The 13,793-nt window shown below is 60.1% G+C and carries 11 protein-coding genes and 3 tRNA genes; 12 read left to right on the top strand and 2 right to left on the bottom strand.

Going from position 1 to position 13,793, the window contains the following annotated elements:
• Positions 1-15: 15 nt before the first annotated feature.
• From ACLH0J_RS14170 to ACLH0J_RS14215, 10 genes are all read left to right on the top strand, one after another.
• Positions 16-91: transfer RNA gene (locus ACLH0J_RS14170), tRNA-Glu, on the top strand.
• Positions 92-140: 49 nt separating this feature from the next.
• Positions 141-216, top strand: a tRNA-Ala gene (locus ACLH0J_RS14175).
• 78 nt (positions 217-294) lie between these two features.
• Positions 295-370 (top strand) — tRNA-Glu (locus ACLH0J_RS14180).
• A gap of 190 nt (positions 371-560) precedes the next feature.
• Positions 561-1,100: a TetR/AcrR family transcriptional regulator gene (locus ACLH0J_RS14185; RefSeq protein ID WP_411392462.1), complete on the top strand. Its 540-nt coding sequence runs from the start codon at positions 561-563 to the stop codon at positions 1,098-1,100.
• A 15-nt stretch (positions 1,101-1,115) separates the two neighbouring features.
• Positions 1,116-1,949 (top strand): alpha/beta hydrolase, encoded by an 834-nt coding sequence (locus ACLH0J_RS14190; protein WP_411392824.1) that lies wholly within the window; start codon positions 1,116-1,118, stop codon positions 1,947-1,949.
• Positions 1,950-1,990: 41 nt separating this feature from the next.
• The gene (locus tag ACLH0J_RS14195) at positions 1,991-2,425 is read left to right on the top strand and encodes an acyl-CoA thioesterase (RefSeq protein WP_411392463.1); all 435 of its coding nucleotides are present in this window, start codon (positions 1,991-1,993) and stop codon (positions 2,423-2,425) included.
• 55 nt (positions 2,426-2,480) lie between these two features.
• Complete coding sequence (locus tag ACLH0J_RS14200; RefSeq protein ID WP_411392464.1) at positions 2,481-3,452, top strand: tRNA dihydrouridine synthase; 972 nt, start codon at positions 2,481-2,483, stop codon at positions 3,450-3,452.
• 488 nt (positions 3,453-3,940) lie between these two features.
• Positions 3,941-4,924, top strand: a complete 984-nt coding sequence (locus ACLH0J_RS14205) for a hypothetical protein (RefSeq protein WP_411392465.1) — start codon at positions 3,941-3,943, stop codon at positions 4,922-4,924.
• A gap of 88 nt (positions 4,925-5,012) precedes the next feature.
• The gene (locus ACLH0J_RS14210) at positions 5,013-5,957 is read left to right on the top strand and encodes a hypothetical protein (protein ID WP_411392466.1); all 945 of its coding nucleotides are present in this window, start codon (positions 5,013-5,015) and stop codon (positions 5,955-5,957) included.
• Between the two features lie 87 nt (positions 5,958-6,044).
• Positions 6,045-7,328, top strand: coding sequence for a hypothetical protein (locus ACLH0J_RS14215; protein ID WP_411392467.1), 1,284 nt, complete (start codon positions 6,045-6,047; stop codon positions 7,326-7,328).
• An 8-nt stretch (positions 7,329-7,336) separates the two neighbouring features.
• Here the strand turns inward: ACLH0J_RS14215 and ACLH0J_RS14220 are convergent, their stop codons facing one another.
• Positions 7,337-10,615: an EAL domain-containing protein gene (locus tag ACLH0J_RS14220; RefSeq protein WP_411392468.1), complete on the bottom strand. Its 3,279-nt coding sequence runs from the start codon at positions 10,613-10,615 to the stop codon at positions 7,337-7,339.
• 66 nt (positions 10,616-10,681) lie between these two features.
• The gene (locus ACLH0J_RS14225) at positions 10,682-11,572 is read right to left on the bottom strand and encodes a LysR family transcriptional regulator (protein WP_411392469.1); all 891 of its coding nucleotides are present in this window, start codon (positions 11,570-11,572) and stop codon (positions 10,682-10,684) included.
• A 147-nt stretch (positions 11,573-11,719) separates the two neighbouring features.
• Between ACLH0J_RS14225 and leuC the strand changes: the two genes are divergently transcribed.
• Both leuC and leuD read left to right on the top strand, forming a co-directional pair.
• The gene (gene leuC / locus ACLH0J_RS14230) at positions 11,720-13,138 is read left to right on the top strand and encodes a 3-isopropylmalate dehydratase large subunit (RefSeq protein ID WP_411392470.1); all 1,419 of its coding nucleotides are present in this window, start codon (positions 11,720-11,722) and stop codon (positions 13,136-13,138) included.
• Between the two features lie 10 nt (positions 13,139-13,148).
• Entirely contained in the window at positions 13,149-13,793 is a 645-nt protein-coding gene (gene leuD / locus ACLH0J_RS14235) for a 3-isopropylmalate dehydratase small subunit (protein WP_010566982.1), read from the top strand.

The raw sequence follows: 13,793 nt of genomic DNA on the forward strand, positions 1-13,793 counted from the left end.
TGTACAGAAGGTTTTGTCCCCTTCGTCTAGTGGCCTAGGACACCGCCCTTTCACGGCGGTAACAGGGGTTCGAGTCCCCTAGGGGACGCCAGTTTCAACAAGCAGGTCGCAAGGTCTGCTGCGCCGCCAGGCGAAAAATCGGGGCTATAGCTCAGCTGGGAGAGCGCTTGCATGGCATGCAAGAGGTCAACGGTTCGATCCCGTTTAGCTCCACCAATTTACAGGTTCAAGGTTCCGGCCACACCGTCCTTGAATTGATCAGGCCTAGCTTGATCGGGTTGTAAGAAGGTTTGTGTCCCCTTCGTCTAGTGGCCTAGGACACCGCCCTTTCACGGCGGTAACAGGGGTTCGAGTCCCCTAGGGGACGCCACGATTACCCGCTCTGCGGGATTTTTAAGGGTCATTCAATTATTGAATGGCCCTTTTGTTTGTCTGGCGTTTGGCCAATTCTCCTTTCTCTTGCTCTTACCCTTGATGGCTTCTGACCAGCGGTCATGTAACTCGCTTGCGAAATATTATTATGGTAATAATATTTAGCCCATGAGAGTTGGAGGTACACGATGAGCGATAAAAAAGCGCAAACCCGCGAACGCATTCTGCAAGCTGCCAGCGCGGCGTTGATCCAGCGCGGCCCGGCCGAGCCGAGCGTCGGCGAAGTCATGGGTGCAGCGGGGCTGACCGTTGGTGGTTTCTACGCGCATTTCGACAGTAAGGATGCGCTGATGCTGGAGGCCTTTACACAGTTGCTGGCTCGGCGGCGTGCATCCATCGACGATTTGGACTCGCAGCTCACCGGAGAGGAGCGCCGGACGCTGGTGGCGGCGTTCTACCTGTCGCGCAAGCATCGCGACTCAACCGCGCAAGCGTGCCCGATCCCGGCCACTTTGGGCGAAATGGCTCGTCTGCCGGACGCCTTCCGTGAAGCCCTGAGCGAGCATGTGGAACTGATGGCGGCCCAACTTGCCGCCAGCCCCGAAGATACCGACAAGGCCCTGGCGGACATGGCGCTGATGATCGGCGGGTTGGCATTGGCGCGGGCCCTGGGGCCGGGGGAGCTGTCGGATCGAGTGTTGCGTGCCGCCAAGTCGGCTGTGCGCTAGAAGAGGGCTTGGATGATGGGCACGTTAACCTGGATTCGTCGTTTCAATGGCACCCTCGGGCATCTGGCACCGCAAACGGTGGCCAATAAGATGCGGCGTGCCTTCATGACGCCGCGCGACCTGCCGCCTCGTGACTGGGAACTGCCACTGCTGGCGCAATCGGAGCGCATTACCTTGCGGTTCGGTTTGTCGGCCCTGCGTTGGGGGCAAGGCCCGGCGGTGTTGTTGATGCACGGCTGGGAAGGTCGCCCCACCCAGTTCGCCAGCCTGATCACTGCGCTGGTGGAAAACGGTTATTCAGTGATTGCCCTGGATGGTCCCGCCCATGGCCGTTCGCCGGGGCGTGAAGCCCATGTCTTGCTCTTCGCCCGTGCCATGCTGGAGGCGGCAGCCGAATTGCCACCGCTGCACGCGGTGATCGGTCATTCCATGGGCGGCGCCAGTGCGATGCTCGCGGTGCAGTTGGGATTGCGTACCGAGGCGCTGGTGAGTATCGCTGCGCCGTCACGCTTCCTGGATGTGCTGCGCGGTTTTACCAAGATGGTCGGTTTGCCAGCGCGGGCCCGTTCGGCGTTTATCCGGGAGGTCGAGCTGACATTCGGCATGCCGCTCAAGCACTTGGACGTGGCTCACTACCAGATGAATATCCCTGGCCTGGTTGTGCACGCCGAAGACGATACCTTCGCCCCGGTTCAAGCCTCTCAAGCCATCCACGAGGCCTGGTTCGACAGCCGCCTGCTGCGCCTGGAGCAAGGTGGCCACCAGAAGGTGCTGGCCGACCCTCGGGTAATCGAGGGGGTGCTGGCGCTGTTGGCCGGTCGTCGTCTACAGGCGCGGCAAACCGCCTGATACACTGCGCCCCGCCGACATCAATCGACCGGGAGCAAGGTATGGGCTGGGATATGGCAACGCCGTTTATCATCGATCTGCAGGTCGCCCCTGAAGACATCGACGGCTTGGGGCACGCCAATAATGCGGTGTACGTGTCCTGGCTGGAGCGCTGCGCCTGGCGTCATTCGCAACGCCTGGGCCTGGATCTGACCGAGTATCGTCGCCTGGACCGCGCCATGGCGGTGGTGCGCCATGAAATCGACTACCTGGCGGCGGGCTACGAGGGCGACGAGTTACAACTGGCCACCTGGATCGTCGACTGGGACCAGCGCCTGAAAATGACCCGCCGTTTCCAGTTGGTCCGGCCCCGCGACGCGGTGACCCTGCTGCGGGCGCAGACCACGTTTGTCTGCATCGAACTGTCCAGCGGTAAGCCCAAGCGCATGCCGGCGGAGTTTCTCGACGGTTATGGCTCCGCCCTGACAGGGGGTTAACGGTTGCCGTAGGAAACCCAGTAAACTGCGCCACGATTTTTGTTGAGTGTGATTCATGCAAATTGCTTTGGCGCCCATGGAGGGGTTGGTCGACAACATCCTGCGGGACGTGCTGACCCGCGTGGGCGGTATTGACTGGTGCGTGACCGAGTTCATCCGCGTCAACGACCGCCTGCTCACCCCGGCCTATTTCCACAAGCTCGCTCCAGAACTGCTGCACGGTGCCCACACCGCTGCGGGCGTACCGTTGCGCGTGCAATTGCTCGGCTCTGATCCGGTGTGCCTGGCGGAGAACGCGGCCCTGGCCTGCGAGTTGGGCTCCGAGGTGATCGACCTGAACTTCGGCTGTCCGGCCAAGACCGTCAACAAGTCCCGTGGCGGCGCGGTGCTGCTCAAGGAGCCGGAGTTGCTCAACCGCATCGTTGAGCACGTGCGCCGTGCGGTGCCGGCCCATATCCCGGTGACCGCCAAGATGCGCCTGGGTTTCGACAGCCCGGACGGCGCGCTGGTGTGCGCCACGGCCCTGGCCGAAGGCGGCGCGGCGCATATCGTGGTGCATGCGCGCACCAAGGTTGATGGCTACAAGCCGCCGGCCCACTGGGAGTGGATTCCACGCGTGCAGGATGTGGTCAAGGTGCCGGTATTCGCCAACGGCGATATCTGGAGCGTCGAAGACTGGCGGCGCTGCCGTGAAATCAGTGGTGTGGAAGACATCATGCTCGGCCGCGGCCTGGTCGCACGTCCTGACCTGGCCCGGCAAATCGCCGCCGCGCGGGCGGGGGAAGAGGTGGTGGAGATGACCTGGGAGCAGATGCAGCCCATGCTCCACGAGTTCTGGCGCCAGTCGGTGGAACAACTGACCGAAAAGCAGGCGCCCGGCCGTTTGAAGCAGTGGCTGGCCATGTTGACGCGCAACTACCCGCAAGCGGTGGAATTGTTTACCGCCCTGCGTCGCGAAACCGCGTTGGAGCAGGTCAGCCGCTTGCTGGGTATGAGTCACCCATCGTCCATTGCGCTGCCTGAGTAACCACGCTTGAGTGTCCGTTGCCGGACATTGCAGCGCCGCTGAATGTGCTTCATGTTTCAAGAAATGCTCCGTTTCGAAAGAGGCGGAGCATTTTTGCATGTGGCGTTTATTGCTCGCGCTGCTCATTCGCTGTCGCGGGTTCGCTGCAGTAGCGGGTGGTATTTCCGTGCGCGCGAAATATCAGAATCGGCGGCGGCTGGGTGCCTGGAATTATGTCGGTTAGTTGCCCGTTGTTGAGTTTATTAGCATGTATGTCTGCTGGTCACCGGCGTGGGCGCTTAAAATCACGGTGTTTCCCGAAAAACCAGGGGCAAAGTCTGAAGGATTGGTTTGGTTTCCTTATATGAAACGCGATTTCGGGAACTCGATAGCGCTAACTTCCACGAAAGTAGTGACTGTGAATCAACGCTGTTATTTGCAGTTCGATGAAACTACTACTTGCCTGGTTATTTAGCAGAGTCGGTTAGCACCGATTGAGGAGCTTGTGAATGTCTCTATCTATCAATCATCCATCCTTTGCCAACGTAGATACATCGCCCTTGGCGCGGCAGTCGCCCGTTGCGCCGAAAACTGACGTGCGATCCGAAGTTCCGACGACGTCTTCCAATGTCCAGCCCATGGCCTTACGTAATGAACATACCAAGGGGACGCAAAATGAACTGATGTTCAACGCGGGGGCGCTCACCAAACTATTTGACATGTTTGAGCAGTTCTTCAAATCAATGCGGGAGATGTTTCTGGGGAAAAACGTGTCGCCTGCCGTATTGCCTGGGACCAATAACCTGAATGATGTTAAGCCCGATAACAAGGTTGATATGCAGGTGAAGCCCAGTACTGAAAAGTTGCCGGTTAAGCCGTCTACGACGGACCCGGCGATAAAACCGGAAGCTAAAAAGCTGCTGGTGCAACCGGACGCCGGGAAGTTGCCAGTGACACCGGGCACTGTCGGTAAGTTGGTAGCGCCGGATGTACAAAACAACTCGGCTCCGGTGCTGCCGAGCATGCCCAAGCCCGAGGTCACCGTAACCAATGATGCCAAGGCAAATGTTCAGGTGAGTGTCAGTTTGAATCATTGCCACTGCCCTGACGATCAAGGGCGGCACCGGGTGGCGCCGGATTCGGGGGTGAAGCCCATTCCTCAACCAGGTGTCAAGCCGGAGGTGAAGCCCATTCCTCAACCAGATGTCAAGCCGGAGGTGAAGCCCATTCCTCAACCAGGTATCAAGCCGGAGGTGAAGCCCGTCCCTCAACCAGGTGTCAAACCGGAGGTGAAGCCCATTCCGCAGCCCGATACATTGCCCATCCCGAAGTCCAAGGTGACGCCGCTGCCGGCACCCAATGTCACTCCGAGTATCGATCCCAAAGTACTACCAGACAAGCCTGAGCCGGATTTAACCAGTTCGGGCCCTGTCGACAAACGATTCGATAGTCGGCACTGGCGTCTTAATGATCGACCTGCCTTCAGACTTTGAAAATCACTGACTCATAAACATCATTTCATCAAACAAGTTTTTCTCCGAGCGAGGTTGTTCGGAGAAGAATTTGTTCAAGGAGAACGTTATGTCATGCCATTCAATTAATAATATTGCGCGTGTCATCGATGTGCGTCAGGTCATTCAGGTTGACGCGCTGAAGCCCAGTAACGAGACGCTTCAATACACTGCGGCGGCAGCGATAAATCAATCGACGACTGATAGTTGTCCCCATCATGGCGTTAAAGACAGTACCGGGAATAGCGTAGATACACTTAGTCTGCTTTCCACGTTGTTTGCGTCGTTTCTTTCGCAACTCATTAACTTGGTTTCAGATAAAAAAGCGACGATTGTTCCTGATGTTCCGCCCTCACCTGAAGTGTCGCCAAAGGTAGTTCCCGATTTGCCAGCGCCGAAACCGGACATCGCCCCCTCTATTCCCGGGCTTTCGGCAAAGCGTAATGGTGCGAAGGCGGACAATATCTGGAGCGGCTTTCGTCAAGGTCCGGATGGCAACTGCGTGACTGTGTCGGCCATCAAGGTCGCCATGCACCGATTTGGTCAAAGTCCTACGGATATTTTCAAGACGGTGACCAAGACCGACGGCGGTTATCGCGTGGTCATGCGGGATGATTTCCAATTGAGCCTGACGGATCAGGAACTGCAGCAAGGCGCGCGGGGTTCGCAATTCGCCGGTCCTGACAAAGGGATGCTCAAGGATGCGCAGTTTCTGTTTGCTGTGAGTGCCAAGCGCGCGCAGATGGAAAATAACGACCGTACGGCGGGCAGAAGTTTCCAGGCCGCCATCCGCAGTCTCAACGATGGCGAGGATGAGACGGGGCCGGGGGAGGGGTTGCAACGACTGGGGTTGAGGAAACACATGAAAAGGGTGTCTGTGCGTGACCTCGCGCGTGGGCAGTTAGGAATGTGTAATCGAACCGGGCACTCGGTGGCGGTTATCGATGGGCGTGAAGAGCTATGGGGCCGCCAAGGCTCCGCGCCGACCCGAGGCAACGCGGTAGCGCTTGTGTAGCGAGCCTTGCAGTCAGGGGCGACTCGATCAGGTGGCCGCGACGGCCCTGGCTGCAGGTTCTTTCGATAATCTCTAGGAGTCCACTAGATGAATATTTCGATGTTCAGCCGTTCGGGTTTACAGATGAGCACGCAGGGCGAAGCCTCTTCAGTGCTTTCTTCAACGCCTGCCGGCGAAAAGCCTGCGGACATCAGCCGGGCATTCAACGCGACGGAACGACACTTTGGTGAAAACTTCGACTGCAGCACCCACGCCGCCGTCATCAAGTTGATGATGATGACGTTCGGTCAACATCCGGCGGGGATGTTCAATGCACTGACGCCTTCAGGTGATGGCTATGACATTACGATGAAGGATGACTTCAAGGTTCACCTGTCTCGCCAAGAGGTGGAGCAAGCGACGCAGTCCGCGCGATTCAAGGGAGAGGATCACGCTGCGCTGAAAGACGCTAACTTCGTGTTTGCCGCTTTTGTTAAGCGCAAGCAACAGGTAGGGGGTTATCCGACGTTCGAGGCGGCTTTGGCAAAGACTGTCGAGGGCGAGACGATCCAGCGGTGTCTGCAGGGTATGGGGGTGTTCGGTCTTTCTCAGTTTGTGCCGTCGAGTGACATGGCGGCGAAGGGCACGATGGGCCTCATGGGCACCCATAGCCGCGGTGCCACGTTGGTCATGGACGGTATGGCGCATCACTACCGTGAGCAGCGCAAGGTCGACTCTGGCTATGGATATGTGCTGTTCGACGACAAACAAATGCCACGCGTCGATGGCCAGCAGGTCTCCCATGTGGCCGCCGACACGCGGCCCGAACGGATCTGGGATGGGTTTTATCAAGGGGTTGAAGGCAATTGCGTCACGGTGTCGGCGATCAAGGCTGCCATCATTCGGTTCGGGCAAGACCCTCAAGGGATCTACAGGCAAATCCAGGTCACCCCGGAGGGTTTTGACGTCGTCATGCGTGATTCCTTCCGCGTGCACCTGACTCATGAAGAACTGCGCCAGGCGACGGCCGCGTCGGGCTTTCACGGTAACGATCCGCAGTTGCTGAGCTACGCCAATTTCTTGTTTGCCGTCAGCACCAAGCGTGCGCAATGGGAGGATAACGACTTCCGCGCGCGGCAGAGTTATGAGGTGGCGTTGCAGACGCTAAACGATGGTGAGTACCCGGGTGAGGCGCTTCGTCGTCTCGGATTGTTTGGTTATATCCGTGAAAGCAGCGTCGACGAACTGGCCAAGGGGGCGGTGGGGACCCTGGCGGACAGTCATCATTCGGTCGTGGTGATCGACGGCGCGCTCGACTTCTATGGCCAAAAGCGCGAGCTGGCGTCATCGCGCTGGATGAACACCGGGCTGCGCGCGTTGAAGCTGGCGTGAGCACTGGGCTATTCCAGCAACTGCCTGAACCCTTCGATCGGCAACGGTCGACTGTGCAAATAGCCCTGGAACAAATGGCATCCCAGCTTTTGCAGGAACGCCAGTTGTTCCGGGGTTTCCACGCCTTCGGCGATCACTTCCAGGTTCAAGCTGCGGGCCATGGCGACGATGGCGCGGATGATTTCTGCGTCGTTGGGGTCATGGGTAGCGTCGCGCACAAAGGACTGGTCGATCTTCAGTGCATCCACCGGCAGGCGCTTGAGGTACGTCAGCGACGAATAGCCGGTGCCAAAATCGTCCATGGCGAAGCTCACCCCGAGTTTTTTCAGGCGACGCATCTTGCTGATGGTGTCCTCCAGGTTCTGGATCACGATGCCTTCGGTGATTTCCAGTTTCAGCAGGCTGAAGGGCAATTGATGTTGCTTGAGGCTGCGTTCCACCCGTTCGACAAAGTCGTTCTGGCGAAACTGCCTTGGGCTGATATTCACGCACAGACTGAAATTCAGTGGGTCCACCAGGCCCTCGGCGATCAATTGTTGAAACGCCGCACAGGCCTCATCGAGAATCCAGGTGCCGACTTCGAGGATCAGGCCGCTGTCTTCGAGCACCTTGATAAATTCCGCCGGTGACTGCGCGCCCAGTTGCGGATGCTGCCAGCGAACCAGGGCCTCGGCGCCGACGATCTTGTTGCCGCGCGCGTCTACCTGGGGTTGGTAATGCACGCTGAACTCGCCCCGTGACAGGGCCAGGCGCAGGTCGGTTTCCATGCGCAGCCGCTCGCTGGCGGTTTTCTGCATGCTGTTGTGGAACATCTGCGTGGCGTTGCGCCCCGAATCCTTGGCGCGGTAAAGGGCGATATCGGCGCGCTTGAGCAGGTCCGCCGGGGTCGACCCATGGTCGGGAATCAACGCCATACCGATGCTGGGCGTGACCTGCAGGCGATGGCCATCGAGAAACATCGGTTGTGAGAGCAATTCACGCAGGGTGTCGGCCAATTCCTCTACCTGGTCGCCGACTTCCGTGCGGGTGCCATCCAGGCCACTGAGCAGCACCACGAATTCGTCGCCGCCCAGGCGCGCCACGGTGTCTTCCATGCGCACGCTGGCTTCCAGGCGCGCGGTGACGATTTTCAGCACGGTGTCGCCCACCGGGTGGCCTAGGGAATCGTTGATGTGCTTGAAGTGGTCGAGGTCAAGGAACAGCAGCGCGCCGCGCAGGTTATGGCGCTTGAGCAGGGCGATCTGCTGGCTCAGGCGGTCCATCAGCAGTGCGCGGTTGGGCAGGTTGGTCAGTGGGTCGTGGTAGGCCAGGTGGCGGATCTGCGCCTGGGCGTTTTTCAGCAGGCTCACGTCGCGGGCGGTCAGCAGCAGGCACGGGGTTTCATTGAGGGTGATCGGCTCCACCGACACTTCCACCGCCAGCACGTCGCCGCGCTTGTTGTGCCAGAGCATTTCCAGGTGATGGATGCGCCCTTTGATCTGCAGTTCGGCCAAGAGCGCCGCCCGCTGGTTTTCATCGGCCCAAATGCCGATCTGGTACAGCGTCAGGCCGATGGCTTCTTCGGCGCGGAAGCCGGTGAGGCGACAGAAACCGTCGTTGACCTCCACATAACGGCCGGTGTCGCGCTCGGTAATGGAGATCGCGTCGGGGCTGGAGTGGAAGGCCTTGGCGAATTTCTCCTCGCTGGCCTTCAGCGCCGCCTCCGAGCGTTGCTGCTGGGTGATGTCGCGCAAGGTGGTGACGATGCACGGCTGGTCGCCCACCTTGATCAGCCGGCTGGAAATCACGCAGGTCAGGGCCTGGCCATTCTTGTGGTGCACCACGATGGCCACGTTGCTCAGCGCCTGTTCGCGAATCACCCGCTCGATACGCTGCAGGCGCTTGCTCGACTCGTCCCACAGGCCGATCTGCTCGGCACTTTTGTCGATCACCTCGGCCGCCGTCCAGCCGAAGGTCTGGGTAAACGCCGGGTTGATCTCGATGAACGCGCCGCCGTCCAGGCCGGTGACGCAGATAGGGTCGGGGCTGGCCTGGAACAGGCTGGCGAATTTTTCTTCGGAGGCAGTCAGGCGTTGTTCGCGCTCGACCTGGTCGGTGATGTCCAGCAAGGTCCCGGCCATGCGCAGCGGCGCGCCCTGGTCGTCGCGGTAGAGGCGCGCGCGACTTTCCAGGTAGCGCGACGTGCCATCTTCCAATTGCACGCGGTAAGTCAACTGGTAGTTGCCGGCCGGGCCCTCGCGCAAGGTGCGATAGGCGTTGCGCATGTTGTCGCGCTCTTCCCTGGGCATGCCCTCGAAAAATTCGTCGAAGGATTCATGGAACGGTACGGCGGGCAGCCCATGCAACTGCGCGGCGCGGGCCGAGCCATAGAGCATGCCGCTGGGGATGTGCCAGTCCCAGGTGCCCAGTTGCGCCGAATCCAGCGCCAGGTCGAGGCGCTCCTGGCTGTCCTTGAGGGCTTGTTCGGCATTTTTGCGTTCGGTGGTGTCGACAAAGGTGCTGATCAGGTAGGCCTCGCCCTCCAGTTCGACCTTCTGCGCACTGAGGGTGCCGTCGTGGATCTGGCCGTTACTGGCGCAGAACTGCACATCCATGGAGATCGGTTCGCCCTTGCGCTGGGTGGCCTTGACCAGTTGCGCGCGCTGCTCGGGGTGGCGCCACAGGCCCAGGTCCAGGGTGGTGCGGCCAATGGCGTCGGCCAGGGGCCAGCCAAAGTGCATCTCGAAATACTGGTTGGCTTCGCTGATCAGTCCGTCGGACTGGCGGGTCAGCAGCACCATGTTCGGACACAGGTGGAACAACGTGGCGAAGCGCTTTTCGGAGTGGCTGAGGGCGTGCTCCCGCTGGCGCTGGCGGGTGGTCTCGCGGATCACGCCAATCATGCGGCGCCTGCCGGCTTTATCGGGCGCCAGGCTACCGTTGATTTCCAGCCAGTGATGACTGCCATCCGGCCACTGGATATGGTGATGCATGGCCTGCTCGAACGGTTCGCCCGCCAGCACGGCGTGGAAGGCGCGTACCACTCGGTCGCGATCCTGTGGCGCCAGCAGGTCCAGGTAGTCAATGTCCTTGGGCAGCGGTTGGTGCGGATCGAAACCGAACAGCGCTTGAGTGCCGCGGGACCAACTGATGCGCCCGGTATCGATTTCCCAGCACCACGCCCCCAGCCGGGCGGCGTTGAGGGCCGCCAGCAATTGAGGGGCGCTGTCCCAGCTTTGTTCCGCCTCTTGAGGGTCAAGGGCGTAGATGCGAGGTAAAGGTGGTACGGGGTCGACGGGGTTGCGCATTATCAAAGGGCCTTGGCTCAATGGGCGTTTGTCGCGGCGGGGTTCAGGCCTTGAGGTCGCACAGCTTCATGCCGGATTCCCTGGCAGATCGACCTGTGCATCCAAGAGGCTCATGAAAGCCCGCGCAGCATTCGACAGCGTCCTTTCAGTGTGCACGATATAGCCTAGCTGGCGACTGAGCTGTATGCCCGGCAAAGCGATACTTGCCACCTGGTCATCGAGCATGGTGCGCGGTAATACGCTCCAGGCCAAGCCGATGGACACCATCATCTTGATGGTTTCCAGATAGTTCGTGCTCATCGCGATGTTAGGCGTCAGGCCCTGGGCCTCGAACAGCCGGCTGACGATATGGTGGGTAAAGGTGTTGCCGCCGGGGAAGACCGCCGGGTGCCCGGCGATGTCCGCCAGGTTGACCGAACCGGTGCTGGCCAGGCTGTGCTCCGGCGCCACCACGAAATCCAGCGGGTCGTCCCAGACCGGGGTGGCGCGCACCAGGTTGTGGGGATCGGGCGCCAGGGTGATCACCGCCACTTCGGCGCGGCCGTGGAGGATTTCTTCGTAGGCCACTTCCGAATCCAGAAACTGAATATCCAATGCCACGTTCGGATATTGCCGGGTAAAGGCGCGCAGTATCGGCGGCAGGCGATGCAGGCCGATATGGTGGCTGGTGGCCAAGGTCAGGCGACCGCTGACTTCGCCGGTGAGGTTGGTGAGGGCGCGGCGGGTGTCGTCCAGCACATTCAGAATCTGATAAGCGCGCGGCAGCAGGGCGCGTCCGGCTTCGGTCAGGCCGACTTCACGGCCCAGGCGGTCGAACAAACGGACTTTTAATTGCTGCTCAAGGCCGGCAATACGTTTGCTGATGGCCGGTTGGGTCAGGTGCAGGCGTTCGCCGGCGCCGGAGAAGCTGCCGGTCTCGGCGATCGCGATAAAAGCATTAAGGTTGGCCAGGTCCATTGTGGTATTCCAATTGGTAATCCAAAGCATGAAAAATATGAATTTGAGTTATTTAATGTAGCGCCATACCATCAGCCTCACAAGCCAAAGGGTTATTGAATGTCTCAAGACCCGGGGCATAGAAAGACCGCTGATGAGGACCGACTGATGGCCGGCAAAACGCTTTACGACAAGCTTTGGGATTCCCATGAAGTGAAACGGCGCGATGATGGGTCGTCGCTGATCTATATCGACCGTCACATCATCCATGAAGTGACCTCGCCCCAAGCGTTCGAAGGCCTGCGGCTGGCCGGGCGCAAGCCTTGGCGCGTCGACTCGATCATCGCCACGCCGGACCACAACGTGCCGACCACCCCGGAACGCAAGGGCGGCATCGACGCCATTGTCGATACCGTGTCGCGTTTGCAGGTGCAGACCCTCGACGATTTCTGCGACGAATATGGCATCACCGAATTCAAGATGAATGACGTGCGCCAAGGCATCGTCCACGTGATCGGCCCGGAGCAGGGCGCGACCTTGCCCGGCATGACCGTGGTCTGCGGCGACTCCCACACCTCCACCCACGGTGCGTTCGGCGCCCTGGCCCACGGCATCGGCACCTCGGAGGTGGAACATGTGTTCGCCACCCAGTGCCTGGTCGCCAAGAAAATGAAGAACATGCTGGTGCGCGTCGAAGGCCAATTGCCTTTCGGTGTGACCGCCAAGGACATCGTGCTCGCCGTGATCGGCAAGATCGGCACCGCCGGCGGTAACGGCCATGCCATCGAATTCGCCGGCAGCGCCATCCGCGACCTGTCCATCGAGGGCCGCATGACCATCTGCAACATGTCCATCGAAGCCGGTGCCCGTGTAGGCATGGTGGCGGCGGACGAAAAAACCGTCGAATACGTCAAAGGCCGTCCGTTCGCCCCGAAAGGCGCCGACTGGGATGCCGCCGTCGAGGCCTGGAAAGACCTGGTCTCCGATGCCGATGCCGTGTTCGACACCGTGGTCGAGCTCGACGCCGCCCAGATCAAGCCGCAAGTCAGCTGGGGCACTTCGCCGGAAATGGTCCTGGCCGTCGACCAGAACGTACCGGATCCGGCCAAGGAAGCCGACCTGGTCAAGCGCGGTTCCATCGAGCGCGCCTTGAAATACATGGGCTTGAAAGCCAACCAGGCGATCACTGATATCCAGTTGGACCGCGTGTTCATCGGTTCCTGCACCAACTCGCGGATCGAAGACCTGCGCGCCGCGGCGGTGATCGCCAAGGGCCGTAAAGTCGCTTCGACCATCAAGCAAGCCATCGTGGTACCAGGCTCGGGTCTGGTCAAAGCCCAAGCCGAAGCCGAAGGCCTGGACAAGATCTTCCTCGAAGCCGGTTTTGAATGGCGCGAACCGGGCTGCTCCATGTGCCTGGCGATGAACCCGGACCGTTTGGAGTCGGGCGAGCATTGCGCGTCGACCTCCAACCGGAACTTCGAAGGGCGTCAGGGCGCCGGTGGCCGTACCCACCTGGTCAGCCCGGCCATGGCCGCAGCCGCTGCCGTCAACGGTCGTTTCATCGACGTTCGCGAATTGATCTGAGGAATACCCGATGAGAGCTTTTACCCAACACACCGGTTTAGTCGCGCCGTTGGACCGTGCCAACGTGGACACCGACCAGATCATCCCCAAGCAGTTCTTGAAGTCGATCAAGCGCACCGGTTTCGGCCCCAACCTGTTCGACGAGTGGCGCTACCTGGACGTGGGCTACGCCTATCAGGACAACTCCAAGCGCCCGCTGAACAAGGATTTCGTGCTCAACGCCGAGCGTTACCAGGGCGCCAGCGTGTTGCTGGCCCGCGAGAACTTCGGTTGCGGCTCCAGCCGTGAGCACGCGCCGTGGGCCCTGGAAGAATATGGCTTTCGCAGCATCATCGCGCCGAGCTACGCCGATATTTTCTTCAACAACAGCTTCAAGAACGGCCTGCTGCCGATCATCTTGACCGACGAAGAAGTCGACGAACTGTTCAAGCAAGTGGAAGCCGAGGTGGGCTACCAGTTGACCGTCGACCTCGCCGCGCAGACCGTGACGCGTCCGGACGGCAAGGTGTACCACTTTGAAGTGGACGCCTTCCGCAAGCACTGCCTGCTCAACGGCCTGGACGATATCGGCCTGACCTTGCAGGACGGCGACGCGATTGCTGCGTTTGAAGCCAAGCACCGGGCCAGCCAGCCCTGGTTGTTTCGCGATGCTTGA

This window comes from Pseudomonas sp. MPB23 (genome assembly GCF_046605395.1).
Lineage (GTDB): Bacteria > Pseudomonadota > Gammaproteobacteria > Pseudomonadales > Pseudomonadaceae > Aquipseudomonas.